Raw genomic sequence first — 24,866 nt, forward strand, 5'->3', positions numbered from 1 at the left:
TGGGTTAAACAAGGAGTTGAGGATGATGTCAAAAATGCTGGATCAGGAAAAGAAAACAGTAAGAACAATGCTTAGACTATATTGTAAAGATCATCATCATGCTCAAGAGGGTCTCTGTCCGGAATGTCAGGAGCTTGAGAGATATGCTATGACTCGTCTGGACCACTGCAGGTTTGGAGATCAAAAAACATCCTGCGGGAAATGCCCTGTACATTGTTATAAACCTGAGATGCGAGAAAGAATGGTTAAGATTATGCGTTATGCAGGACCTAAAATGGTGTTTTCCCATCCTCTCATGGCCTTTAGGCATTTAATTACCGGAATTAAAAAGCCGTCAAAATGAGCTGTTGCTGCGTTCCATGAGTAATGGACGAATATACTTACCGTAGAAGAAAAACATGACTATAGAGATCATCATGAATGTGAGAGCAAGGAGCCAAACGCAGGATCCTCCCCCGTAGTCGAAAAAGACACCTCCAAGGAAAGGGCCTATCATGCGCCCGCCGGCAGAAGCCCCTCCAACAATGCCCTGATATACACCGGTTTTTCCCTGCGGGGCGAGTTGAGCAGAGGCTGCCGGAACTGCCGGTAAGATTAACATTTCACCCAGTGTTAAGATGAGCATTGCGATAATATAGGATACATAGGGCAGTCTCGCCCAGATAATAATAAAACCAATCGATAAAAGTATGGCCGAAAGATAAAACTGTCGCTGAAAGGTCTGAGCATAAGTTCTAATCACCCAATTAATGAGGGGTTGTAAGGTAACGATAAAAACGCCATTCAGCGTCCAAAGAATGCTGTAAGAAAAGAGGGAAAAACCTAATTGATTCATGACCACCGGCAAAATAGATACAAGTTGGATGTAAGCACCCCAGACAAAGAAAATACCTCCTCCTAATGTAAGGAGCACTTTAAAGCCACGGTCTTTATACAAACTTCCTGAGTGACGTTTCGCAGGCGTTGAGGAAATCGATGTCTTATGCTCTGAAATTCCAAAGGACACTAAAAGAAAGTAAATGAAAAAGGCTGAGGCATTTAAGGAAAAAGTAAGCCGGAATGATACTTGAGCAATTATCCCTCCAATTGCAGTACCGATTGCTACGCCGGCGTTGTTAGAAACATAGAGCATATTAAAGCCGCGTCGCCCGCCTTCAGGCCAGACGGCATGAATGAGCGCGTTTAAAGGGACTAAAATAAATGCTTGGGCTAAGCCAAAAAGGACAAACCCGGGCATATAAACTTTCCAGACAGGGAAAACTCCGATGGCCCCAATCGATAAAACAGCACCTATAAGTCCGATAATCATAATTTTTTTAGAACCAAAGCGATCCGCTAAAAAGCCGCTTAAGAATTGTCCCAGCAGAGAGGCTGCTGACTGGAGAGCTAAGAGGCTGCCTGCCTCCGTTAGAGTACGACCTAAAATATTATGCATAAAAAGACTATTTAACGGCCACATCAGAGAATTCCCGATGGATTGGATGAAGCCTCCGATAATCAAGATCACAACGGCTTGGGGAATATCTGGACGTTTAAACTTCAAATGAAAAACCACCTTCAAAGAGCTTATATAATTACTTCGACAAACGAATAAAAAAACCCTTTACTCGGAGGTTTCGGGCAGGCCATCCTCAGTAAGCCGCAATTTTAGAGAGGCTGTTGATAATGAATATCCGTCTGCTTTTATAAATAAAATCCTGCATATGTGGAGAATTTAAACCACTAATTATGCAGGATTTTGTTAAATAAGGAGCGTAGAAATGTTGTTGTAAAATGATTAATTAATGATCGAAAATTATAGTTGTCGTGTTGGAAATATTGAGAATAGGATATAATAAAGGAAAGATGTCCATTTTATGTAAGGGAGTGATAGGATTGTTTAAAAAAATTCTCGTCCCTACGGATGCCTCTGAATTTTCGCGGCGTGCTCTGAAGGCCGCCATAGACTTAGCCCAAACTGTTCAGGCTGAGATAGAACTTCTACATGTTAGTTTTACCCCCCAGGCGTTTTGGGGGTATACGATTTCATATGGTATTACGGTTACTCAGGATCAACTGGACAAAAGCGGAGACCTGGCTCTCGAGGCAACTCTGACGGGTATCGATACTTCAAAGGTTGTAATTACGAAGACGCTGAAATCAGGTCACCCCGTGACGGTGATTCTCGATGAGATCAAAAATGAGGAAATCGATTTGATAATTATGGGAAGTCATGGCTATGGAGCTATCACCGGGTCAGTATTAGGAAGCGTAAGTCAACGGGTGCTTCAGAGAGCCGGGTGTCCGGTCCTGATCATTAAATAGAAATTAGGAAGTATTATAAACCTTTGACACAAACAATGCTGCAATTCCGTGATTTATAGCGAGCAAGAAAGACAAAATCCCTGCATTCATTGCAGGGATTTTTAGTCTAAGGGCGAATAGCAGAGATAGAGAAGTAATACACAGATCTTGGGGCAATTAACTTACGATTTGGAGGTGCCAAGCGGGGCCTTTGTAAGAAAAGGGTTATCGCTTTACGTTCATGAAAGAGCATAATATTTGGCTGAGTCAAGAAGAACTCCAACAGATGTTGCATGGCTCCATATTTTGGGCGGATATTGCGTGCCGCACGTCGACGTCTCGGATCGGAATGCGAAGGTCAGAAGAACTAGCTAGGGAGCCAAGACCTGTTCCCGAAGAAACAGCTCAAATCCTCGAATCAAAAGTTTTTACGAACATAGAGGATAAAAACGCAGATGGAAATAAGCCCTTGGAAGGGCAGCCTGTTGTTTGGCTGCTTGGCAGTATTGGTTTGCTAACGGTATCATCTTGGTTTTATTTTGTCTTGTTTTCGAAATAATTGTTAAACAATGAAGTTTATTTAAGGACTGTCTATTGACAGTCTTAATTATTTTCGGCAGACCATTAAACTAATAAGATTTTAATTTTTTATGAATTTTAGAGTTTTCGAGAAAAATCCTTTGCAAATTTTGAGGAAAATGGGTATCATATAAGCAGAAGGTCAGAGAAGGTCAATGATTGCTGGGGCTGGCTTAGGCGAAGATTATTTGACAAGGAGTACATCAAATATGGGAAATCTTGCGGATCGCATTGAAGAATATCTTAAAAGAATTCTGGAACAAACGCCAGATGGGTATATTATATTACAACGTAGCGAGCTGGCGGGAGAATTTGACTGCGTTCCATCTCAGATTAACTATGTATTGGATACTCGGTTTACCGTTGAACGAGGTTATTTAGTGGAAAGCCGCCGAGGGGGCGGAGGATATTTGCGAATTGTCCGCTTAGGATTAGGCATGGAAGGTCAATATCAGCAGATTATGCGTCAATTAATAGGTGAGCAGCTTACACAGGTGCGTTGCAATGGACTGGTCGATCGATTGCTTGATGAACAGTTGGTGACGGTTCGCGAAGCGGCTCTAATTAAAGGAATTCTCTCAGGAGGGGCTTTGAGCGGAGAATTTACCGATTGGAATGTACTTCGTGCTCAACTAATGAAGAGTATTTTAACGACGTTGAGCAGGGATGATTTGCTTTAAAGGGGGATTTGATATGCTTTGTCAACATTGTCAGCAAAGAGAAGCCAAAGTACAGATAATGAAGACAGAAAATGGGGAGACCCGTGAAGTTTATCTTTGTGAAGTTTGTGCAAAACAAACTAAGGAAGTCAGTTTTATTTTCCATCCCGTTATTGTTCCCGAGTTCCTTCAAGCTTTATTTGGTTTAAATCCTAAATTACCTGAACAACCTTCGGAGAAAGTTTGCCCGAAGTGCGGAATATCCTTCTCCAAAATAACTCAGGCCGGTAAGCTTGGCTGCAGCACTTGTTATGAAACCTTCGAAACGCAGCTTGAACCATTGCTTCGCAGGATACATGGCGGAGGGCAAAATGTAGGTAAAGTTCCTGTCAGGCGAGGAAGTGCTATCAAAAACCGTTTGGAAGAGCGAAAGCTTAAAGAAAAACTCCAGCTATTAATTCAGCAGGAAAATTTCGAAGAGGCAGCTTTGGTTCGGGATCAAATTCGCGAGATCGAACAGCTCAAGGGAGGGGAAAACCATGACACGTAAAGAACTTCTTTTGCAAACTAGTGCTTGGATGGCTGAATCGGATTCCCCTGTCGTGATTAGCAGTCGTGTACGGTTAGCCCGTAACCTTGAGAACTATCCTTTCCCTCATGTTTTAAATATAGAAGGGGCGAGTCAGCTGGAACAGATCTTGGCGCAGGCGCTTACAACGATTCAGTTGGATCAGGACTCTTTACAGTATATGTCTCTGACAAATCTGACCAGCATTGAGCATCAGGTGTTGATTGAAAAGCATTTAATCAGTCCAAGTCTGGGGGAATCTTCCGGATCAAGCGGGGTAGCTCTGGCTCAGGATCATAAATATGCCGTGATGGTCAATGAAGAAGACCATTTAAGAATTCAAGTTCTTTTGCCGGGAAGACAATTGCTGGAGTGCAATCGTTTAGCAATGGCCTTAGATGACGCTCTGGAGGAAAAACTCGATTTCGCTTATCGGGAAAACCAGGGATATCTCACAGCCTGCCCGACCAATGTGGGAACGGGTCTAAGAGCTTCGGTTATGGTTCATTTGCCCGGTTTAGTAATGACTAAACAGGTACAGCAAGTTTTGGGAGCTTTGACGAATTTAGGCTTAGCTATCCGAGGATTGTATGGGGAAGGATCTCAAGCTTATGGGCAGATATTCCAAGTCTCTAATCAGATTACCCTAGGAAAAAGCGAAGAGGATATTCTCACCCATTTAGAAGCAGTGACCGGACAAATTCTAGAACATGAACTTCAGGCCCGTGAATATCTTCGCAGACAGATGCCCTTATTCTTAGAGGATAAAGTCTGGCGGGCCCGGGGAATTCTGAAAAATGCCCGTCTACTAACTTCTGAGGATGCGATGCAGTTATTATCCCAAGATCGTTTGGGAACAGATATGGGAATATTACCTAAGAACAAAGAGAGTTTTGCAACGCTGCTTGTCAATACCCGTCCGGGATGTTTGCAATACATTCTTGATCGGGAATTGGATCCCAGCCAGCGAGATGGTGAAAGAGCCTGTTTGATTCGAGAACAGACAACATGATCGAGGCATGTAACAGGAAGCGAGAAAACAAACACTAAATAGAATTACTTCTTAAATGTTAACGGAAAGGATGAACGCAATGAAAGGACGCTATACAGAACGTGCAGAAAAGGTTTTAATGATAGCCCAGAGCGAAGCTAAACGCATGGGACACAAGGTTGTAGGCACTGAACATATTTTGCTGGGGCTTATTCAAGAAGGGGAGGGAATTGCTGCCCAAGCCTTGAAAAATTTGGGCCTGGATCTTGAAAAAATTCGGAAAATGGTTGAAGAAGTCACAGGTGTAGGTCAACCCAACGTGGGAGCTGTAGAACTGACACCGCGGGTAAAAAAAGTCTTAGAGTTGGCCAATGAGGAAGCTCATCGCCAAGACGTCAATTATATTGGTACAGAACACCTTCTTTTAGGTCTTATCATGGAAGGAGAGGGAATTGCCGCTCGAATTTTGGCTAATCTAAATGTTAATCCGGAAAGAGTTTGGAAACAAGTGGTTAAATTGTTGGGCGGAGAATTAGATGAATCTGCTGTTCCGCCTTCCAACTCGGTTCCAGTCGGCAAAAATGCTGGGCCTGCCAATACTCCTTCCTTAAATGAATTTGGGCGGGATCTAACGCAGCAAGCCCGTGAAGGCAGACTGGATCCTGTTATCGGCCGAGAGCAAGAAATAGAACGAGTAATCCAAGTCTTAAGCCGACGAACAAAAAACAATCCGGCGTTAATTGGCGAGCCTGGGGTAGGAAAGACGGCGATTGCTGAAGGTTTAGCACAAGGAATTATCAACAATCGAGTACCTGAGATTCTTAGCGGCAAGCGGGTAATAACGCTGGATCTTTCGGCTATGGTTGCAGGCAGCAAGTATAGAGGAGAATTTGAAGAACGTTTGAAAAAAGTTATGGAAGAAATCCGGGCAGACGGGAATATTATTCTCTTTATTGATGAATTGCACACTCTTATTGGAGCAGGTGCAGCTGAGGGAGCCATTGACGCGGCCAATATTTTAAAACCGGCCCTAGCTCGTGGAGAATTGCAGTGTATAGGTGCCACGACTTTAGAAGAGTATCGTAAATATATTGAGAAGGACTCAGCCTTGGAACGCCGTTTCCAACCTATCACGGTCAGTGAACCCACGGTAGAGGAAGCAATCTTAATCCTGCGCGGCTTACGAGATCGTTATGAAGCCCACCATAGGGTAAAAATTACCGATGAAGCCATTGAAAGTGCAGTACGGCTGTCTGATCGCTACGTATCAGATCGTTTCTTGCCGGATAAGGCTATTGACTTAATGGATGAGGCTGCGTCAAAAGTTAGGCTCACCAGTTATATCGCCCCCCCGGATTTAAAAACGCTTGAAGAGGAAATTGAACGACTGAAGAAGGAAAAAGAGTCTGCTGTTACGAGTCAGGAATTCGAAAAGGCCGCTCAATTAAGGGATCGGGAACACAAACTGAAGGAAGAGCTTGCCAAACAACGGGAAGAATGGGAAAGCAAGCGCCAGAAAGAAAACTCAACGGTTACAGAGGATGATATTGCGCAGATTGTAGCCAGCTGGACCGGAATCCCTGTCAAAAAATTGGCTCAAGAGGAAAGTGAACGGCTTCTGAACCTTGAGGAAATTCTTCACCAGAGAGTTATCGGACAAGACGATGCAGTAACTGCTGTCGCACGAGCAGTTCGACGGGCGCGGGCAGGTTTAAAGGACCCTAAACGCCCAATTGGCTCCTTTATTTTCCTGGGACCTACAGGCGTCGGAAAAACAGAGCTTGGTCGTTCTCTAGCTGAAGCTATGTTCGGGGATGAAAAAGCGTTAATTCGCATTGACATGTCGGAATATATGGAGAAACATGCTGTTTCCCGTTTAGTGGGAGCTCCTCCCGGCTATGTGGGGCATGACGAAGGCGGACAACTTACAGAAGCGGTCAGAAGAAAGCCTTACAGCGTTGTCTTGTTAGATGAAATTGAAAAAGCACATCCCGAGGTGTTCAATATTTTGCTTCAAGTTCTTGAGGATGGGCGTTTGACGGATACGAAAGGGAGAACTGTTGATTTCCGCAATACAGTCATCATCATGACATCCAATGTTGGTTCATCTTTTTTGCGTAAGGAAGCCATGGGTTTTGCCGCTCAGAAGGATGAGAAAACGGAATATAAAAATATGCGTGGTCAGGTTATGGAAGAATTAAAACGTACTTTCCGTCCTGAGTTCCTGAATCGTATCGATGAACTGGTGGTCTTCCATTCTCTGAAGAAAGAGCATCTGGCGAAAATTACGGAAATTCTTACTCTGCAGATGAATAAACGTCTGAAGGAGTTTGGCCTGGAGCTTCAGATCGATCCAAGTGCCATTGAGCTAATTGCCAAAGATGGCAATGATCCGACCTTTGGAGCTCGACCCTTACGCAGGGCAATTCAACGCTTAATTGAGGATGCATTGTCTGAGAAGATCCTTCAAGGTGAGTTTAAAGTTGGAGACAAAATTTGTGCACGAGCAGATGAGGATAAAATAGTCTTCTCGCACTGCTAATTGATAGCGGACTTCTGCAAAAGTATTAAATGGCAGATATTAAGGAATAATGAATTTTGAGAAACGGGGTTGTAACTTTGATTACAACCTCGTTTTTTAAACATCAGCCGGAAAACAACCCCCATTTATAGAAGCAGGGGCCTTAAGAACTGAATAAATGGCCCTTCAATAGTAATTAATGTTTAAAACATGAGAAAATGTAAAACAGCATCTAAATACACCAGATTATTACTAAATGATTATTAAAAAAGTGAACATACTAAAAATTAATAAGGAGGTGGTATCAGTGCTCATGAAAGCAATAAGTTTATTCAATAGACTGGGCAAAACTCAAGATTCCATTTTGACAGGATTATTGGGAGGTCTGGTTGGGACTATCTTTATGGATATATCAAATGAAGTAATCTATCGGGCCGGAAAAACGGAAGGTCGTTATGCAACAATGGCAGGTCAGATGTTTGTAAGTCCAACCAGAACGAAGCAGAAAAAGAATTTCATTCTAGGGCAAATTTTACATTTGGCAACAGGTTCAATTTTTGGCCTTCCATTAATGTACATTTTAAAGAAGACAGGTAAAGACCATTATGTGGCCAAAGGGCTAGTATCATCTATCATAACCTGGGGTGTTTTATATACGGGTGGTCAAAAAGTAGGCTTATATAAAAAGACCCACCTAACAAAGTCTCAGTATTCGGCGATGTTCAATAATTTGATTTACGGAATAACTTCTGCTAAGGCTATGTTAATGATGGCTGATTCAAGTGTTTTTGAAAAACGCGAACGTATAAATCCAACAACGTTTGACACGAAGGGTGATTATCAATACTTGATCGAAAATGGTCTGAGTACGGATCAAAAACAGACCTATTTACATTGATTAACTTTAAAACGAATTATTGAAGTCTATTGAATAACCCCGGGTAAGATCTGTAATGCGCCAACAGAGCTTACCTGTTTTTTTGATTCAATCGTAAGAGGGGCCGTTGCATAATGAATATCGTGGCAGAGTCCATTATTCAGCGCGATAGAATTTGTTGTGGGCTAGTGCTTTCGATGTTCAGCTCTAGCTGAATGAGTTCACTCTCTTTTCTAAGCTGATACTATTTTCTTTCTCGTAAAGCATTATAATAAGAGTAAGATAAAACTGAGAGACATAAAATCCATAGATAGTATTATAGAAACAGTGATATCCCTGAGGTACTAGTAAGCATCCTAAGGGATTATGAAATGGGGTTTGATATGAAAGTTAAGATCATTTATCGCTGTTCAAACTGTGGCAGTGAGAGTCCAAAATGGATGGGAAAATGTCCAACCTGTGAAGAATGGAACACCTTTGAAGAACTTATTAATCAACCAATATCTTCTCAGAGTCCGACAGTAAAACAGACGGGTTCTGTCAAGAGGTTATCAGAAGTTTCATCTGCTAATAGTGACAGAATAGTTACCAGCATTCTTGAATTTAACCGAGTTCTAGGCGGTGGCATCGTCAAAGACTCGATTATTATACTCACAGCAAGACCGGGAGCCGGGAAGTCAACCTTGCTGTTACAAGTAGCTGATGATGTGGCATCTCAAGGATATAAGGTGCTTTATGCATCGGCAGAAGAAAGCGATACGCAAATTAAAAATAGAGCCGATCGAATTTTAAAAGGAATAAATGGTGATATTTGGATATATTCTAATACAAGTATGGATCATGTGCTTCTTACAGTCAATGAATTGGATCCGGATTTAGTTATTATCGACAGTATCCAAACCTTTACGCTGGAAGAACACCATTCACGTCCTGGTTCTCCCATTCAAACTATGGGTTGCGCCAATGAACTTTTAAAAGTTGCCAAAAACAATGAACGCCCCAGAGCAGTGATTATGGTTGGCCAGATGACGAAGGATGATGAAATTGCCGGGTTACGAGCGTTAGAGCACCTAGTTGATGCTGTTTTGATCTTGAATGGGGAAAATGGGGAAGAATTACGAGGAGCCTGGTGTTCGAAGAACAGGTTTGGGAGTACGGGAGAAATCGGTTTTTTCTCTATGACAGAAAAGGGAATGTTATCCATCGATAATCCTTCAGAATTCTTCATGACCCAGAGGGAAGAGGGCCAAACGGTTTCAGGAAGCGCTTTAGCCGTTATAAAGGAAGGAACACGCCCAATTATCGTGGAAGTTGAAAGTCTTGTTTCAAAATCCTTTACCCCCTATCCCTCCAGAATTGCTGAATGCTTAAGGCGTGACCAACTCAATACTCTTATTTCTATTCTGGAACAACGCGGAAAGATCAGCCTCTACGATAAAAATGTTGTGATAAAAACAACAGGGGGTCTTCAACTCAAAGAACAGGCGGTTAATTTAGCAATTATTATGTGTATCGTTTCTTCAGTTATGGATAAAGCAATTCCTAATGACACAGTGTTCGTAGCTGACGTTGGGCTGACTGGAGAACTAAAGAAAGTTCCGGCTATTGAAGCGAGGATACGAGAAATAGACCGAATGGGATTCCGGCGTGTCTACGTGGCGAGAAATACCGTACGCGATTCTTCCCGGTTTAAGAATCTTGATATAATTGAGCTTAACACTTTATATGAAGTCATAAAACATTTAGGCATGAAGGCTGAGAGATAATATGCCTGACTGTTACAAAAACTATAAGAAATAGGCAGCTCTGTCACTAAAGAAAAGCCGGAACACATTTTTGATGCGCTCCGGCTTTTAATATTTAAAACTACTCTTCTAGTCATGAATGTTTAGTGATAATATATAATAAGCAAAAAGTTATGACTGAAGAAGGCTGCAATGTCGTTTACCTATTTTGTCAACTCAGATACCATCGAACATATCTGGATTTAATCAGGGAGATTGAGGAGGAGAAAAGATTAATGGATAACCGAGAATTATGGACAGCATTGGATATGGATTTAGAGAAACACGATGATTTTTTGGCACCGATACCCACAGTTTTTACGAGTTTATTTTTAGATCGGCCTAATCGCCCCAAAGGGATGGGATATTTTGATACAGTGGTTGGTGATGTTCATGGAATTCGTGTTCATGAACTTTATGCTAAGAAGCAAGCCGGTGGGAAGGTGTTTTCAACCTTTTGCGTATATGTGCCGGAGGAAATTATTGTGGCGACGGGGAGTGCCAGCATTGGCCTCTGTGCCGGGGCTCATTATACTGTTCCTTCGGGGGAAAAGGTTCTGCCCCGTAATCTATGTCCTTTGATTAAATCAACAATGGGTTTCAAATTAGACCGTATATGCCCCTATTTCCAAGTTTCTGATTGGGTCATTGGGGAAACGACTTGTGATGGAAAGAAGAAGGCCTGGGAAATTCTTAACAAGTATATCCCTACATACGTCATGGAACTGCCGCAAAAGAAGGAAACCAAAGATGTTTCCCTTTGGGAAGAAGAAGTGCGGGAATTTGCCTCATTTATTGAACGCGAAACAAAGGTGAAATTAACTGCTGAGAATCTTGCTCAGGGAATTGAGACGATTAACAATAAACGCCTTGCCCTGCAAAGATTGGCTGACTTAAGAAAACATACCCCGGCACCGATTCACGGCTTGGATGTCCTCTTAATTAATCAGCTCTCATTCTTTGATGATCCTGTACGTTTTGCTGCACAAGTAAATACCTTGTGCGATGAACTTGATCAGCGGGTCAAAGAGGGCATTGGTGCCGCACCTGCCGATGCCCCGAGGATATTAGTAACGGGGACTCCCCAGCCCTTACCGGCATGGAAACTTCATGCTTTAATTGAACAGGCAGGGGCTGTTGTTGTTGGGGAGGAAACCTGTACCGGAGAACGTTATTATAAGGATATTACTGAATGTGCCGATAACGTCGGGGATATGCTTACTAATATTGCCAAGCGGCCTTTAAAAGTGAATTGCGCTTGCTTTACCCCGAATCAAGGACGATTCGAAGATATTGTGCACATGGCTGAAAACTTAAAAGCGGATGCTGTAATCGATTTTTCGCTTCAATTCTGTCAGCCCTATGGTGTGGAAAGTTATTTCGTGGGCAAAGAAATGGAGAAAAAACATATTCCATATCTGCGGCTGGAAAGCGATTTTTCTGAAGAAGACCAAGGTCAGCTGTTAACTCGGATAGAAGCTTTACTTGAGATGATTCGTGTATGAGGCAAGCCGACTTGGATTTCGGCTCAGTGAATACAAAGTTAGTTGTCCGCTGCGTTAGGCACAGCATTGCTTGCTTAAGCTTCGCGGGCATAGGTAGGCTATAAGACACTAAGTGGTTTATCCCCTTGGACTGGTGATTTAAAGGCTACAACTTATAAGAATGATTATAGCAATAGGGGCTGTTGCAGATTCAATTTGCACAGCCCCTTAGTCCTTGAATGGAGATATTTTTAGTTTCAAATAAGGTTTAAAATAATACTTATAAGGCTTTGCTATTATATTTAAATTATTATAATTTGATGGTAAAATAAAGATAAAAGGGGGAGTTAAGATGAGCGAAGAGAACAAAATGTGGCAATGTCAAATGCAAAGTTGTGGGTACATCTATAATCCGGAAAAGGGTTGTAAAAAGGGTAAAGTACCTGCCGGTGTGCCCTTTGAGGAACTGCCGGATACCTGGAGATGTCCATTATGCGGAGCCAGTAAGAAAGCATTCAAACCTGTGTAAAGTTTAAGACTAGAGCTCTTATTTTTCTCATCACTAAGAGGGTATTTCCTTTAGGTTGGGATCCTTAAAACGCACAATAAATTTCGTGCCGGAAGGAGAAGTTATCACCTCAATTTTAGCATTATGTCTTTCGGCAATATTGAAACACGTAGACAGGCCAATCCCCGTTCCGCCTTTTTTCGTTGTTTGAAAAGGAGTACCCAAACGTTCCAGAATCTCCTGACTGATGCCAGAGCCTTGGTCTTCTACCTCCAGAACAATACTATCTTTGGTTTGATAGGTCCTTAAATTTAGAGTTCCCTTAGGGCTCATTGCTTCAAGGCCATTCCTTGTGAGATTAAGGACGAGTTGTCTCATTTCGCGTTCATCCAACATGAGTTCAGGGACATTCTCAGCCTCAAGGACGACAAGTTTATTTTGATTGGTTGCATCAGCCATAATTAAGGGGTATAAAGAATCCACTAAGTTATTGAGTTTGACTGGTGTCCGTAATTTGGCATTAATTTTAGCAACAGATAAAAATTCATTAAGAATGCCGTTAGCCCGATCTAACTCGCTGATCATAAGGTCAAAATACTCAGCGTTTTCCTGAGAAATGTTTTTGCTTTTTAAGAGTTGCAAAAAGCCGCGAACGGTTGTCATGGGATTTCTTACTTCATGGGCAATACTTGTTGCCAGCTCACCAACGAGGTTCAATCGATCTAAACGGCCTATTTCTTCTTCAGCAAGTTTGCGTTTGGTAATATCCAGGAGCTGCATTAGAAATAACTGAGTTCCGTCAAAATCCTCAAAAGGAAGCTGATATACTTCGTAAATAACATCTTTGATAATGCACTGCCATTGTAGGGGGCTGGAGGTTTGGGTTTCCGACTCCATATTACAGTCCTTACAAGGACGATTTCTATTAAAAAGGAGTTCAAAACATTTTTTATTACCAGGTTCGCCCTGAATCTCCTTAAACTTATGATTAGCAAAAACAACGTTTCCTTCAGAGGTACGTAGATAAACTAAACCGGGAAGCCCAGCTAAAATAGCGTGCAGACGTTTTTGCTCATCTGCCAGGGATTTCTCCAAGCACTTCTGATCGGAAATATCTCGAAAGTAGACAGAGAGACCTTCCGGAGAAGGGTAAACGTTAACTCTAACCCAGCCGCATGAAAGTACTGAGAAAGCCTCAAAATAGATATGTTTTTGGGTAAGTTTAGCCTCTGTAAATTTTAGGAAGTACAGATCATCTGATTCTGGGAATATATCCCAGTAATATTTCCCCAGAATTTTTTCTTTTTTTGACGATAAGAAAAGTTGGGCAGCTGAACCGTTGACATAAACAAACTTCCAGGAATTATCGAGAACATAAAAGTAATCGGATATATTGTGAAAGATGCTGTGGATTCTGATATCCGGTTTATCAGCAGCCTTATTGTCAGGAATTATTCCGTCAGCAGTCGGGCAAGCAATCGCATAAAAAACTTCCTCCGTAGGAATGGGGATCAGCATCCAGGAAAATTGCTGATAGGTTCCGTTAGAAAGACAGTAGCGATTCGTTAAACCATGAATTCTCTTTCCCTTCATCGCTTCTGTGATTGCTTGGATTGAAGACTTTTGGTCATCAGGATGAACATATTTCCGGATGATCTCTGCCGCTGTTAGATCTTTTATGGTTTTTTGGGTAATTCCAAGAAGTATTGGCAAAACTGGATTGCTGTACTGGGTCCGTCCATCTAAGGAATTAATGATAAAGACATAATTGAAATTTAAGAAGACCTTTTTTAGCTTAAGAAGTTCCTTTAAGGAAACCTCTGGAATATTTGTATCCAAAGCTAACTCCTTTTCTGCATCTATCATATCTAATGCCCTTATAACTCTAATACGTACTAATCAGTGAATTCGTTCAGCTAAAGCTGGATGAATAGTAGTTCCACAAATTAGCCTTAATCCCTTTTTAATAACAATTACTTAATATATACAATAATATATACTAAGTATAAATTATTGTATATATTATTGCTTGAGATATCCCCAGGGCCGGAGGTTAGTATCAATACAGCTCTATTTTATATAATTGATTATAATCTATAAATGTGATATAATATATTCCAATAAATGTATTTCGCAACATGGTTAAAACGATGATCATTAAAGATCATCTAAATATCCTAAATCGCTTAATTCTTTTTTAGAAGCGGGGGAACCATTTATCTGGGGTGAATCCTCCACAGGAATTTTTTCCTGTGGGAGGTAGGGTTACTTTCGACCCGAATCCGTCAGCTAACTTCGTAAGCGTTGAAAGGGAAGAACGATAGGCTAGGCTCTTATTGCCCCGCCTGATTATTCTTTTACTTTTTCGACTTAGCTGACCCCAGACATTGTGTCTGGGGTTTTATTTTATTTTATTTGAGGGAGGCTAAATGATGCTGAATTACGAACTAACCGAAGGGAAAACGCTTGTCACTTTGAGCAAGACTGCCGAAAAGAACAGTTTGATAAATCCTGAATTATACAGCAGATACCAAGTCAAACGGGGGCTCAGGGATCTTGACGGTAGAGGTGTCCTTGTCGGTCTGACAGAAATTGGTGAAGTACACTCCTATATCCTGGACGAAGGTGAAATTATCCAAGTTCCAGGCCGATTACTTTATCGTGGCTATGATATTTCCGATTTGGTCAATGGATTCACACGAGATGGCCGATTCGGCTTCGAAGAGACTGCCTTTTTATTGCTTTTTGGCCATCTCCCTGATCAGAAAGGTCTAGAGGATTTCAAACAAATTTTGGCTGGTTATCAGAAGCTGCCAGAAGATTTTGCCCGCGATTTTATTTTGAAGTCCTCCAGCAAAGACATTATGAATGCTCTTGCCAGAAGTGTCCTTGCCTTATATTCTTTTGACGATAACCCTGACGATCCTTCCATCAGCAATGTTTTAAAACAATGCTTGCTGCTGATAGCCTGTTTTCCATCCTTAGCGGTGTATGCTTATCACGCTTTATCCCATTACTACAGCAATCAAAGTCTCTTTATTCACAGCCCGCGTCCGGAGTTAAGCACAGCCGAGAACATTCTGACAATGCTGAGACCGGACAGTAAGTACACCAAACTTGAAGCTGCGCTCCTGGATCTCGCTTTGGTGCTGCATGCTGAACATGGCGGGGGAAATAATTCGACCTTTGTTACTCATGTCGTAACTTCTACCGGCACAGATACTTATTCGGCGATGTCGGCAGCTATAGGTGCTCTTAAAGGGCCGCGGCATGGCGGAGCTAATATTAAAGTAATTAAAATGTTTGAAGATATGAAGAATCAGCTCAAGGATTGGAATGATGATGAAGAAATTGAGCAATATCTAACTCGGATTTTGACAAAAGATGCCTTTGACCGGTCTGGCTTGATCTATGGGATAGGCCACGCTGTTTACTCCATTTCAGATCCGAGAGCCGTTATTCTTAAGGATTATGCAGCCAAACTAGCTCAGGAAAAGGGACTGGATGATGAATTTAAACTCTACGCATCGGTAGAAAGGTTAGCTCCTCAAGTAATCGCTAAGTTTAATAGGATGTATAAAACAGTCAGTGCCAATATCGATTTTTACTCCGGATTCGTTTATAAAATGCTTAATATCCCTGTTGAAATGTATACACCCATGTTTGCTATTGCTCGAATCGCAGGCTGGAGTGCCCATCGTATTGAGGAAATTGTTAATGCCGGAAAAATTATCCGTCCGGCTTATAAAAGTGTGGCGCGACGACAAAAGTATCTGGATTTGATTGAAAGAAATTAGTCCTTCTAAATTATAGAAGTCATTCTCATTATTCAGGACTAAATGAGCATTAAGCTTAAGGCAAGAGCTTTGGCAGCGGTGTAATCACCGGTGCCTTTTTTATGTGTAAAGGTTTTTTAGTCTAGGAGAAGTCTTTGAGAGTAAGTAAAAGAGAGGCAAGGTATGGGAAACGCTCCACTTGTAGGGGTGGGAGTTTTACGATTGGATAAAACGGGAGTGAACTCGCTTACGCTAAAGCTGAACATCGGGGCTTCAGATACAATAATGTCCGGTGGACATTATTGCCGAGCCGCCTCTCTCAATAGGAATACTTAGCGGCGAAGGAGGACTCTACCCCACCTGAAGTTAACGAAGGATCAACACCCACCACTTATAGAAGTGAGGGTCTTAAAAACTGGATAAAAAGGTATCCGCTGAAAAAGAGAGAATAGTATAGATTCAGCAGCTTGACATAAAGAGATCAGACAGGGGTGGAACGTTGATGGGAAAATTAAAAATTCTGACAACCATGTTGATATTCGGCAGTATCGGGGTCTTTGTCCGCAATATTGCTTTGCCTTCCAGTGAGATCGCCTTTCTTAGAGGAATTATTGGCAGCGCCTTTTTGATTTTGACAAGTATTCTTGTTAAACAAAGGCCATCCTTTAAGGCGATTAAACAAAATGGGTTACTTTTAGTCTTATCAGGTGCCGCCATCGGATGTAATTGGATTTTCTTGTTTCAAGCCTATAAATACACGACCATATCCAATGCAACTTTAAGTTATTATTTTGCTCCGATATTTGTCATGATAATGGCTCCCTTTCTCCTTAAGGAACGATTAACATTCACTAAGGTCGGATGCATTATTATTGCCATGGCCGGATTGTTTCTAATCAACCTGGGAGGCGGCGATACAGGCAGTGGTAGTAATCATTTTCTCGGTATAGCATATGGCCTTTCAGCAGCAGTACTCTATGCGGGTGTCATCATCATGAATAAATTTATTAAAAACCTAACAGGGTTTGAGACTACCCTTGTGCAATTGATGGTATCAAGCTTGGTGCTCCTGCCCTATATTGTTTTGGGTGATACAGTAGACTTTTCTGGGTTAACCTTACGCTCAATGGTTTTCATCCTTATTCTAGGTATTCTTCATACAGGGATTGCTTACTTCTTATATTTCACAGCGATCAAAGAATTAAAAGGACAGACTATCGCCGCATTAAGCTATATTGACCCCATCACGGCAGTGATCATCTCGGCTGTCTTTCTGGGAGAAAAAATGAGTCCTATGCAAATCATGGGTGGTGTTTTGATCCTAGGTTCTACCTTTTTAAGTGAGAGGTTGGAAATAAGGTCGCAAAGCTAAAACAAAAGACCAGGACTTGAACCTGGTCTTTTGTTTTAGTGATCTTTTGAGTTTTCTCCAAGAAAAGAAGCATTAATAATTGTTCTCTTTTAGGATTACATCATGGGCGCCGCCTTCAATAATACTTGTGGAGGAAACTAACGACATACGGGCTGTTCGCTGTAATTCCTCAATGCTGATTGCTCCGCAGCTGCACATTGTTGATTTGATTTTGCTTAAAGTTCCCTCTAAATTATCTTGTAATCTGCCCGCATAAGGAACATAACTGTCAACTCCCTCTTCAAAGTGGAGTTTATCCCCTTCTCCTAAGTCATACCTTTCCCAATTGCGGGCTCGATTAGAGCCTTCGCCCCAATATTCTTTGACATAATTGTTGCCGAGTTTGACCTTCTTGGTAGGGCTTTCATCAAAACGAGCAAAATATCTTCCCATCATCACAAAGTCTGCGCCCATGGCCAGTGCTAAGACAATATGATAATCGTGAACAATTCCGCCGTCAGAACATAGGGGGACATAGATCCCTGTTTCTTTATAATAGTCATCACGTGCTTTGGCGACTTCAATAACTGCAGTGGCTTGGCCTCTCCCGATGCCTTTTTGTTCTCGGGTAATGCAAATAGAGCCTCCGCCGATTCCAATTTTAACGAAGTCAGCTCCGGAGTTTACTAAATACATGAAACCCTCACGATCAACAACATTGCCACCGCCAACCTTGACGCTTCCCTGATATTTATTCTTAATATAGGAAATGGTTCTCCCCTGCCACTCGCTAAACCCGTCGGAGGAATCAACACACAGAATGTCGGCGCCGGCTTTCACTAATTCGGGGACCCTCTCTTCATAATCTCTGGTATTAATTCCGGCTCCAACGACAAAGCGTTTTTCCGAATCCAGTAATTCATAAGGATTTTCTTTATGATCGTCGTAATCTTTTCGGAATACAAAATAGAGCAGGTTTTGATTTTTATCAATAATAGGCAGGTTGTTGAGTTTGTGTTCCCATATAATATCATTTGCCTCACTGAGACTAATTCCCTCTTGACCTACGATTAGTTTCGATAACGGCGTCATAAACTCAGAAACTTTCTTATCCAGAACATCCCGGCTAATCCGATAGTCCCGAGTTGTCACGAGTCCCATTAATCTTGTCGAGGAAGTGCCGTCTTCAGTAATGGCAATGGTCGAATGGCCCGTCTTCTTCTTAAGCTGGATAACATCTTTCAGTGTATGTTCAGGTGTAAGGTTGGCATCACTAACCACAAAACCGGCTTTAAATCGTTTGACTTTCTTAATCATTTCGACTTCTTCCTCTATCGACTGTGAACAATAAATAAAGGAAAGCCCCCCGCATCTTGCTAAGGCAATGGCTAAACTATCGTTAGAGACCGATTGCATGATTGCAGATACAAAGGGTATATTTAACTGCAGCGGGGATTTTTCGCCGCGCTTAAATTTAACCAAAGGTGTTTTGAGATTTACATTACTGGGAACACAATCTGTCCTTGTCAAATTTGGAACGAGCAAATATTCGCTAAACGTTCTTGACGCATCCTCATAATAATAAGCCAATTTAAACACTCCCTGTTCTAAAGGTTTCAATCGAAGAATTTTTACTAGTCTATATGAAGAGTTAGGTCTTGTCAATGCTAAAACCCTTGAAGATATGATCTATTTTACCATCTTAAGATGTGAGGATGGTTGAGCAAATGTTAAAAGTGTTTGAAGAGCGTAGGTGGTGGGAGTATGTCACTAAATAGGCTTGCACAATACCCCCATGTGTGCTACTTTAGAAGAAAGGCATAAACTGAATATAACGGGAGCTTAAGAAATTAGGCTGAGAGGGTGGTTAGAGTTACTGCCGACCGAACCTGATCTGGATAATGCCAGCGGAGGAAATGTGTTGAGAAGAAGTAAACCGCGCATGTCATGTGCGGTTTTCGTATTTTCACCAGAAAATGGGCAGAATTTTCGGATGGGAAGTATCTTAGTTGATATGCCAAAAGAAATCTGTACTGGGAAGGTTTTAGTCTGATTGCTAAATGATACTAATTAAAAGGAGTGGTCTGGAGTGGCTAAAATTATGATGGCATTTCAGGTGTTGCCAAAAGTTGAAGACGATCGGCTTTTTGAAGTTGTCGATGAAGCAATCGCTGTTGTGGCTGCCAGTGGTGTGACCTATGAGGTTGGGCCGATGGAAACTACCATGGAGGGGGAACCCGATGAACTGTGGGCGATTATACGAAAGGCACAGGACGCTTGTATAAAAGCCGGGGCGGGGCGGGTTATGACGTATATTAAGATGGACTATAATCCTGGTAAAACGACCATCGAAGAAAAGATTAAAAAATACCGGGAGAAGTAAGGAAATGCCATTCAAATCAGGGCGGTTCCAGAAAAAATGGCGTGATAGTATTCCGACAATCGTATTTCTAGTAATCTGTTTGGCCCTTTGGCAAATCATTGTCTCCTATTTCAAATTGCCTCTCTGGCTGATTCCATCTCCTATAGATGTACTGAAAGCCTTTTGGAATACTAGAGAGTTGCTTTGGGCACACACGTTGACAACACTTTTAGAAACAACTGCGGGGTTCGTTTTGGCAATAGCTTTAGGATTAGCGGCAGGGGTGGCAATGGTACTTTCGCCTTTGATTAAGCGTTTGTTTTATCCCTTGCTGATTGTGTCCCAAACAGTGCCTCTTATCGCGGTTGCCCCACTTTTGATTCTCTGGCTGGGATATGGCCTGCTGCCTAAAATTGTTACTGTTGTCTTAGTGTGTTTTTTTCCAATTGCCGTGAGTTTAATAGAGGGATTAGAGGTCAGTGATGATGACCTGCTTAATCTGCTTAAGAGTATGGGAGCAACACGCTGGCAAATCTTGTATATGATTCGCTGGCCTAATGCTTTACCATCATTTTTTGCGGGATTGAAGATAGCTGCAACCTATAGTGTTATGGGAGCAGTGATTGGTGAGTGGCTTGGAGCTAGTTCCGGTTTAGGAGTATATTTAACCCGTTCGTCTCATTCATTTCGAACAGATCAGGTATTTGCCGCAATTGTCGCTATTACGATATTAAGTCTATTTTACTTTGTCTTAATCGCGGGGATTCGGCGTCTTGCATTACCTTGGTTACATACTAAGGAAGATTAAAAACCTAAGAGTAAAACCTAAAACCATAGAACATCACTATGTTTTAAGGAAGTTGCGAAAAGGAGTAGGAATCATGATTAAACCATTGTTTAAATCAGAAGTTGTCGACGGACGAAAGAAAATAAAGCATGTTAAAAAAGTATTAAGTGTAACGCTGGCTGCAAGCTTATGTGCCCTCCTTTTGTTAACCGGATGCAGCACAAGTACGCAGAAAGCAGCAGAATCTGCGCAGACAAAGCCGGCAGCTCAGCCTGACAAAGTGACAATTATGTTGGACTGGACACCGAATACTAACCATACGGGCCTCTATGTGGCTAAAGACAAAGGCTATTTTAGCAAGGAGGGCCTGGATGTCCAAATTGTTCCTCCTTCGAGTCAAGGAACGGTGGAACAGTTGGTGGCCACTGGCAAAGCTGATTTCGGGATAAGCGCTCAGGAACAAGTCACTGATGCCCGCGTCCAAGGGCTGCCCTTAGTTTCTATAGCCACAATCCTACAGCATAACACGTCGGGTTTTGCTTCCCTGAAGAGTAAGAATATCCAAACTGCGAAGGATTTTGAAGGCAAGACTTACGGCGGCTGGGGTCTGCCGTCGGAGACAGAGACCATTAAAGCCTTGATGGAAAAGGAACATGCGGATTTTAACAAGGTTAAAATAATAAATATTGGTGATGCTGATCCCATTGCCAGTATGTCAAAAGGTTCTATCGATCTGACCTGGATTTTCTATGGCTGGGAAGGGATTCAGGCCGAACTGGCGGGTACGCCTCTGAACATGATGTGGATTAAAGATATTAATCCGGCTCTCGATGATTACACACCGGTTTTAGTCACCAGTGAAAAAATGATTAAGGAAAAACCCGATGTCGTTCGCCGCTTTACTCAAGCCGTCAGTGAAGGATACCAATATGCTATTAAAAACCCCGATGATGCGGCAAATATCCTGATCAAAAATGCTCCGGAGGAGGACCAGAAGCTTATTAAGAAAAGCCAAGCTTGGATTAGCAAGCAATATCAGGCAGATGCTTCGCAATGGGGTGTTCAGAAAGCCTCTGTTTGGCACAATTATGCCCAATGGATGTTCGAACACAAGCTTCTGGATAAAATGATTGATACGGACAAAGCGTTTACAAACGATTTCTTACCCAAGGCTTAGATTATGCTAATACTTAAAGATGTGTCGCTATCGTATCAGGACGGCGGGAAATCTGTTCTGGATGTTTTGAAAAACATTAATCTTGAGGTGGAAACGGGAAAATTCGTATCTCTGATTGGTCCTTCCGGTTGCGGAAAGAGTTCGATTTGTAATTTGATCGCCGGAGTTGAGGTGCCTGCTCAGGGTGATATTTTCTTAGAAGGCCGATCCATTAAGGGTATCCCTGGTCAAGTGGGATATATGCCCCAAAAAGATTTACTCTTGCCTTGGCGCACCTTGTTGGACAATGTCGCCTTAGGCAGCGATATTCGGCGTGAGGATAAACGTCAATCCAGGGAGAAAGCACGCCACTGGCTCGATCGTTTCGGCTTGGGTAAGTTTGCAGAGCATTACCCGCATCAATTATCCGGCGGAATGCGGCAAAGGGGGGCACTTCTAAGAACCTTCTTATTTGGACAGAACGCCTTGATCCTGGACGAACCTTTTGGAGCACTGGACGCTTTGACCCGGCGAGAAATGCAGGAATGGCTTCTTAATGTGTGGAGTCAGAGCCGCCCGACGGTTGTTTTTATTACCCATGATATTGAAGAAGCAATTCTTTTGTCAGATGAAGTTGTTGTTTTAAGCCATAGCCCTGCTCGAATCTTAGATAAGATCCACGTTCCCTTCTCCAGGCCTCGTGAGCAGGACCTTCTCCTTTCCGGTGAAGCAATTAACATTAAAAAACACTTGTTGGATTTGTTGAATGGAAAAAGGAATGTATAGAATTTATTATTCAGAGAATCCTATTTGTGAAATGTTAAAGGGGGTAAATTGGTTATGGCTAAAAAAACAAACAATAAATCACGGAAGCCAGATAACACAGAGAAGATTCCCCTGCCCTTCGACTCTGATAAAATTGGAAAAGATGTCGCCAAAGACCGGGTTTAATCCCGGTCTCTTTTACTTTCTTTCAGGAAATTTAAACTTTCTGAGCAAGGCAGCGAGACTGCCGCGGCCGTACCGAATGTCTCGCTGCGGTGGTCAATGCAAAGTGATGTAATATAATGCAATACAATACAATGCCTATATAATTGAAACCGCTTTGTGTTATGATAAGAAAAAATAAGGGGATATTTTTAGGTAAGCAAGATTAATCTGATTTAATTATCAGAATAAGTTATTAGAAGTTATAGAGAAAGAGAGAGGCTATGTTCGAATTAATAAAGCAATATTCTCCTTATAATGAACAAGAAGCGAAGGATAAAGAGGTCTTTTTATACTGTGCTGAAGTATTTGAAGATATTTTGACAAGGAACAATGAAGTGGCACATATTACCTGTTCAGCCTTTACGGTCAACGGCCGCAAAGATAAAGTGCTTATGGTCCATCATAATATTTATAACTCCTGGTCATGGATAGGAGGCCATGCTGACGGGGACGAAGATTTATTGGCTGTAGCCATAAAAGAACTGCGGGAGGAGACGGGCGTAAAGACAATTCGTCCAGTTACCAACGATATTTTTTCCTTGGATATATTAACCGTTTTAGGGCACATAAAACGCGGAATTTACGTATCCCCTCACTTGCATTTATCCGTTGCTTTCTTAATCGAAGCGGATGAAAAGGATTTGCTTAGGGTTAAAGAAGATGAAAACAGCGGCGTTAAATGGATTCCTTTAGCTGAAATCAACACCTACAGTACCGAACCTCATATGCATAAGGTCTATACGAAACTAATCGCTAAAATCAAGGAGTTTCCCGATTCTCCCGCTTAATTTGTAAACTTAACGAAGGACCCACCCCCATTTATAGAAGTGGGGGCCTTATAAACTGAATAAATAGAATCGCGAACTCCTAAGAAGGAGCTCGCAGATAGTTTTTAATTAGCCAAAACGGACTTAAACGGCTAATAGTTTTATAGTATCAGTTCCGTTGCTAAGGTCCCCCGTTTCCCCAGTGCGACGTTCTTTTGGGCCCGGGTTAAAGGCCGCCCTGATTTGACTAAAGCTGTCAAAACACCACACTGGGAGGTGTCACCAACGAGGATAAAGCCCTTAAGGACGTCCCCCTGCCAAATTAGTTTTTGGTAGATGGTTCTGCCATCGATAATTCGCTGCGCTAGCTCTTCTTCCCAATCTCCTGTTCCCATGGTTTTATTAAGCTTGGTAATACCGGCAGACATGGCTGAGAGACCGAAAAAATCAACCGAATTTTGGCTCAATGATCCCGAATAAACGTTATGGACTCCGCACATATTGGCTCCGGCAATTCTACCTTGGGTCGCTGCATTCGGCCAGGTGGCGTTTACTGTGAACCTTTGGCGAACTATATCCCAGGTTTCGGCAATATCCCCGGCCGCGTAAATATTGGGCAGGTTGGTGGCCAGCAAAGCATCTACCTGAATCCCTTTGCCAATATTAAAGCCGCAATGCCGTAAATCTCCAACATTGGGACATACGCCTTTACCGACGATTACGAGATCAGCGGCAAGTTCTGTTTGAGGTGAGAGCAAGACAACTTGCACACGATCCTTTCCTGAAACAGTTATCACCTCAGTCTGGAAAAGAAATTGAATCCCATTTGCTCTTAAATGATTTTCGATGATACCGGCAGCTTTGTCATCAAGCATCTGAGAGAGGATTTGTCTGGAAGAGACTACTACAATGACTTCAAGTCCCCGTTTTCTCAAGGCGTAAGCACATTTTAAACTGACTAAACCTCCTCCGACGACAACGGCCTTTTTTGATCCTCGTTCAATGACCTTATTAATAGCTTCCGCATCCTCCATGGTACGCAGAGTAAAAACTTCCGGAAGATTCTTACCGGGAATGGTGAGCTTTTTCGCCGAAGATCCCATAGCCAACAAAAGTTTATCATAACGCCATTCCCGACCGTCTATGCTTTGAACCAGCTGACGTACAGAGTCAACCCTGTTAATGTTGACTCCATAAATAATGTTCATGTTCAATTGCTCAGCAAAATCGTCATTCCGTAAGTAAAGCCGAGAAGCGGGGATATCACCTGCTAAAAAATAGGTGGTAAGGCAGCGGGAATAACTTGAGTTTTGTTCAGCTGTGAGAACGAGGAGTTCTGACTGGGTGTCATGTCTGCGAATTTCTTCGACAGCAAACAGGCCGGCAGCGCTGTTGCCAACTACGATATACCTCATACGTTCTA

At 42.2% G+C, this 24,866-nt stretch carries 23 protein-coding genes and 2 riboswitches; of the genes, 19 read left to right on the top strand and 4 right to left on the bottom strand.

Translation table 11 applies throughout. The annotated features are described in order from the left end of the window. Nucleotides 1–25: 25 nt before the first annotated feature. Nucleotides 26–343 (top strand): nitrous oxide-stimulated promoter family protein, encoded by a 318-nt coding sequence (locus tag B5771_RS07490; RefSeq protein ID WP_088186969.1) that lies wholly within the window; start codon nt 26–28, stop codon nt 341–343. Here B5771_RS07490 and B5771_RS07495 read toward each other — a convergent pair. Then, nucleotides 335–1,543: an MFS transporter gene (locus B5771_RS07495; RefSeq protein ID WP_088186970.1), complete on the bottom strand. Its 1,209-nt coding sequence runs from the start codon at nt 1,541–1,543 to the stop codon at nt 335–337. The two genes, B5771_RS07490 and B5771_RS07495, sit on opposite strands and share 9 nt — an antisense overlap. 332 nt (nt 1,544–1,875) lie before the next feature. Between B5771_RS07495 and B5771_RS07500 the strand changes: the two genes are divergently transcribed. The 10 genes from B5771_RS07500 (at nt 1,876) to B5771_RS07545 (ending at nt 12,275) form a co-directional block, all read left to right on the top strand. Then, nucleotides 1,876–2,304, top strand: a complete 429-nt coding sequence (locus tag B5771_RS07500) for a universal stress protein (RefSeq protein WP_088186971.1) — start codon at nt 1,876–1,878, stop codon at nt 2,302–2,304. A gap of 220 nt (nt 2,305–2,524) precedes the next feature. Beyond that, complete coding sequence (locus B5771_RS07505) at nt 2,525–2,842, top strand: hypothetical protein (RefSeq protein WP_088186972.1); 318 nt, start codon at nt 2,525–2,527, stop codon at nt 2,840–2,842. A gap of 229 nt (nt 2,843–3,071) precedes the next feature. Continuing rightward, on the top strand, nt 3,072–3,542 hold the full coding sequence (locus B5771_RS07510; RefSeq protein ID WP_088187189.1) for a CtsR family transcriptional regulator: 471 nt from the start codon (nt 3,072–3,074) through the stop codon (nt 3,540–3,542). A 13-nt stretch (nt 3,543–3,555) separates the two neighbouring features. Continuing rightward, the gene (locus B5771_RS07515) at nt 3,556–4,071 is read left to right on the top strand and encodes a UvrB/UvrC motif-containing protein (RefSeq protein ID WP_088186973.1); all 516 of its coding nucleotides are present in this window, start codon (nt 3,556–3,558) and stop codon (nt 4,069–4,071) included. Continuing rightward, nucleotides 4,061–5,101, top strand: coding sequence for a protein arginine kinase (locus B5771_RS07520; RefSeq protein ID WP_088186974.1), 1,041 nt, complete (start codon nt 4,061–4,063; stop codon nt 5,099–5,101). Before B5771_RS07515 ends, B5771_RS07520 begins: the two co-directional genes overlap by 11 nt. 79 nt (nt 5,102–5,180) lie before the next feature. Then, the gene (locus B5771_RS07525) at nt 5,181–7,622 is read left to right on the top strand and encodes an ATP-dependent Clp protease ATP-binding subunit (RefSeq protein ID WP_088186975.1); all 2,442 of its coding nucleotides are present in this window, start codon (nt 5,181–5,183) and stop codon (nt 7,620–7,622) included. Between the two features lie 292 nt (nt 7,623–7,914). Beyond that, nucleotides 7,915–8,499 (top strand): DUF6789 family protein, encoded by a 585-nt coding sequence (locus tag B5771_RS07530; RefSeq protein WP_242966800.1) that lies wholly within the window; start codon nt 7,915–7,917, stop codon nt 8,497–8,499. A 362-nt stretch (nt 8,500–8,861) separates the two neighbouring features. Beyond that, the gene (gene radA / locus B5771_RS07535) at nt 8,862–10,244 is read left to right on the top strand and encodes a DNA repair protein RadA (RefSeq protein ID WP_172408187.1); all 1,383 of its coding nucleotides are present in this window, start codon (nt 8,862–8,864) and stop codon (nt 10,242–10,244) included. Nucleotides 10,245–10,498: 254 nt separating this feature from the next. Further along, nucleotides 10,499–11,767, top strand: a complete 1,269-nt coding sequence (locus B5771_RS07540) for a double-cubane-cluster-containing anaerobic reductase (protein WP_088186978.1) — start codon at nt 10,499–10,501, stop codon at nt 11,765–11,767. Between the two features lie 331 nt (nt 11,768–12,098). Then, the gene (locus tag B5771_RS07545) at nt 12,099–12,275 is read left to right on the top strand and encodes a rubredoxin (protein WP_088186979.1); all 177 of its coding nucleotides are present in this window, start codon (nt 12,099–12,101) and stop codon (nt 12,273–12,275) included. A 33-nt stretch (nt 12,276–12,308) separates the two neighbouring features. Here B5771_RS07545 and B5771_RS07550 read toward each other — a convergent pair whose 3' ends face one another. After that, nucleotides 12,309–14,120: an ATP-binding protein gene (locus B5771_RS07550; protein ID WP_088186980.1), complete on the bottom strand. Its 1,812-nt coding sequence runs from the start codon at nt 14,118–14,120 to the stop codon at nt 12,309–12,311. A 307-nt stretch (nt 14,121–14,427) separates the two neighbouring features. After that, nucleotides 14,428–14,574, top strand: a riboswitch (cyclic di-AMP (ydaO/yuaA leader). Nucleotides 14,575–14,686: 112 nt separating this feature from the next. Here B5771_RS07550 and B5771_RS07555 point away from each other — a divergent pair. The 3 genes from B5771_RS07555 to B5771_RS07560 all read left to right on the top strand — a co-directional run bounded on the left by B5771_RS07555 (nt 14,687) and on the right by B5771_RS07560 (nt 17,402). After that, a complete protein-coding gene (locus tag B5771_RS07555; protein WP_088186981.1) occupies nt 14,687–16,051 on the top strand; it encodes a citrate/2-methylcitrate synthase in 1,365 nt (454 codons plus the stop codon). A gap of 162 nt (nt 16,052–16,213) precedes the next feature. Beyond that, nucleotides 16,214–16,366: a hypothetical protein gene (locus tag B5771_RS24225; protein WP_172408188.1), complete on the top strand. Its 153-nt coding sequence runs from the start codon at nt 16,214–16,216 to the stop codon at nt 16,364–16,366. 166 nt (nt 16,367–16,532) lie between these two features. Next, nucleotides 16,533–17,402 (top strand): DMT family transporter, encoded by an 870-nt coding sequence (locus tag B5771_RS07560; protein WP_088186982.1) that lies wholly within the window; start codon nt 16,533–16,535, stop codon nt 17,400–17,402. A 72-nt stretch (nt 17,403–17,474) separates the two neighbouring features. On the opposite strand, the gene B5771_RS07565 is transcribed toward B5771_RS07560, so the two are convergent. Then, on the bottom strand, nt 17,475–18,971 hold the full coding sequence (locus B5771_RS07565) for an IMP dehydrogenase (protein ID WP_088186983.1): 1,497 nt from the start codon (nt 18,969–18,971) through the stop codon (nt 17,475–17,477). A gap of 234 nt (nt 18,972–19,205) precedes the next feature. After that, nucleotides 19,206–19,315, top strand: a riboswitch (TPP riboswitch). A gap of 167 nt (nt 19,316–19,482) precedes the next feature. Between B5771_RS07565 and B5771_RS07570 the strand changes: the two genes are divergently transcribed. The 5 genes from B5771_RS07570 to B5771_RS07590 all read left to right on the top strand — a co-directional run bounded on the left by B5771_RS07570 (nt 19,483) and on the right by B5771_RS07590 (nt 23,464). Then, a complete protein-coding gene (locus tag B5771_RS07570; RefSeq protein WP_200903088.1) occupies nt 19,483–19,764 on the top strand; it encodes a thiamine-binding protein in 282 nt (93 codons plus the stop codon). A gap of 4 nt (nt 19,765–19,768) precedes the next feature. Next, nucleotides 19,769–20,551: an ABC transporter permease gene (locus B5771_RS07575; RefSeq protein WP_047808447.1), complete on the top strand. Its 783-nt coding sequence runs from the start codon at nt 19,769–19,771 to the stop codon at nt 20,549–20,551. A 73-nt stretch (nt 20,552–20,624) separates the two neighbouring features. After that, a complete protein-coding gene (locus B5771_RS07580; protein WP_088186984.1) occupies nt 20,625–21,707 on the top strand; it encodes an ABC transporter substrate-binding protein in 1,083 nt (360 codons plus the stop codon). A 3-nt stretch (nt 21,708–21,710) separates the two neighbouring features. Next, nucleotides 21,711–22,472 (top strand): ABC transporter ATP-binding protein, encoded by a 762-nt coding sequence (locus tag B5771_RS07585; RefSeq protein ID WP_242966783.1) that lies wholly within the window; start codon nt 21,711–21,713, stop codon nt 22,470–22,472. A gap of 425 nt (nt 22,473–22,897) precedes the next feature. Beyond that, entirely contained in the window at nt 22,898–23,464 is a 567-nt protein-coding gene (locus B5771_RS07590) for an NUDIX hydrolase (RefSeq protein WP_088186986.1), read from the top strand. 140 nt (nt 23,465–23,604) lie between these two features. On the opposite strand, the gene B5771_RS07595 is transcribed toward B5771_RS07590, so the two are convergent. Continuing rightward, a complete protein-coding gene (locus B5771_RS07595; RefSeq protein WP_088186987.1) occupies nt 23,605–24,858 on the bottom strand; it encodes an FAD-dependent oxidoreductase in 1,254 nt (417 codons plus the stop codon). Nucleotides 24,859–24,866 lie beyond the last annotated feature (8 nt).

Origin of the sequence: Desulfosporosinus sp. FKA (genome assembly GCF_002196785.1) — a bacterium.
GTDB lineage: Bacteria > Bacillota > Desulfitobacteriia > Desulfitobacteriales > Desulfitobacteriaceae > Desulfosporosinus > Desulfosporosinus acididurans.

What these genes read in the sequence shown, in the direction of transcription:
- B5771_RS07490 (WP_088186969.1), top strand. Translation starts at nt 26, where the DNA reads ATGTCAAAAATGCTGGATCAGGAAAAGAAAACAGTAAGAACAATGCTT.
- B5771_RS07505 (WP_088186972.1), top strand. Translation starts at nt 2,525, where the DNA reads ATGAAAGAGCATAATATTTGGCTGAGTCAAGAAGAACTCCAACAGATG.
- B5771_RS07510 (WP_088187189.1), top strand. Translation starts at nt 3,072, where the DNA reads ATGGGAAATCTTGCGGATCGCATTGAAGAATATCTTAAAAGAATTCTG.
- B5771_RS07515 (WP_088186973.1), top strand. Translation starts at nt 3,556, where the DNA reads ATGCTTTGTCAACATTGTCAGCAAAGAGAAGCCAAAGTACAGATAATG.
- B5771_RS07520 (WP_088186974.1), top strand. Translation starts at nt 4,061, where the DNA reads ATGACACGTAAAGAACTTCTTTTGCAAACTAGTGCTTGGATGGCTGAA.
- B5771_RS07525 (WP_088186975.1), top strand. Translation starts at nt 5,181, where the DNA reads ATGAAAGGACGCTATACAGAACGTGCAGAAAAGGTTTTAATGATAGCC.
- B5771_RS07530 (WP_242966800.1), top strand. Translation starts at nt 7,915, where the DNA reads ATGAAAGCAATAAGTTTATTCAATAGACTGGGCAAAACTCAAGATTCC.
- radA (WP_172408187.1), top strand. Translation starts at nt 8,862, where the DNA reads ATGAAAGTTAAGATCATTTATCGCTGTTCAAACTGTGGCAGTGAGAGT.
- B5771_RS07540 (WP_088186978.1), top strand. Translation starts at nt 10,499, where the DNA reads ATGGATAACCGAGAATTATGGACAGCATTGGATATGGATTTAGAGAAA.
- B5771_RS07545 (WP_088186979.1), top strand. Translation starts at nt 12,099, where the DNA reads ATGAGCGAAGAGAACAAAATGTGGCAATGTCAAATGCAAAGTTGTGGG.
- B5771_RS07550 (WP_088186980.1), bottom strand. Translation starts at nt 14,120, where the DNA reads ATGATAGATGCAGAAAAGGAGTTAGCTTTGGATACAAATATTCCAGAG.
- B5771_RS07555 (WP_088186981.1), top strand. Translation starts at nt 14,687, where the DNA reads ATGCTGAATTACGAACTAACCGAAGGGAAAACGCTTGTCACTTTGAGC.
- B5771_RS24225 (WP_172408188.1), top strand. Translation starts at nt 16,214, where the DNA reads ATGGGAAACGCTCCACTTGTAGGGGTGGGAGTTTTACGATTGGATAAA.
- B5771_RS07560 (WP_088186982.1), top strand. Translation starts at nt 16,533, where the DNA reads ATGGGAAAATTAAAAATTCTGACAACCATGTTGATATTCGGCAGTATC.
- B5771_RS07570 (WP_200903088.1), top strand. Translation starts at nt 19,483, where the DNA reads ATGATGGCATTTCAGGTGTTGCCAAAAGTTGAAGACGATCGGCTTTTT.
- B5771_RS07575 (WP_047808447.1), top strand. Translation starts at nt 19,769, where the DNA reads ATGCCATTCAAATCAGGGCGGTTCCAGAAAAAATGGCGTGATAGTATT.
- B5771_RS07580 (WP_088186984.1), top strand. Translation starts at nt 20,625, where the DNA reads ATGATTAAACCATTGTTTAAATCAGAAGTTGTCGACGGACGAAAGAAA.
- B5771_RS07585 (WP_242966783.1), top strand. Translation starts at nt 21,711, where the DNA reads ATGCTAATACTTAAAGATGTGTCGCTATCGTATCAGGACGGCGGGAAA.
- B5771_RS07590 (WP_088186986.1), top strand. Translation starts at nt 22,898, where the DNA reads ATGTTCGAATTAATAAAGCAATATTCTCCTTATAATGAACAAGAAGCG.
- B5771_RS07595 (WP_088186987.1), bottom strand. Translation starts at nt 24,858, where the DNA reads ATGAGGTATATCGTAGTTGGCAACAGCGCTGCCGGCCTGTTTGCTGTC.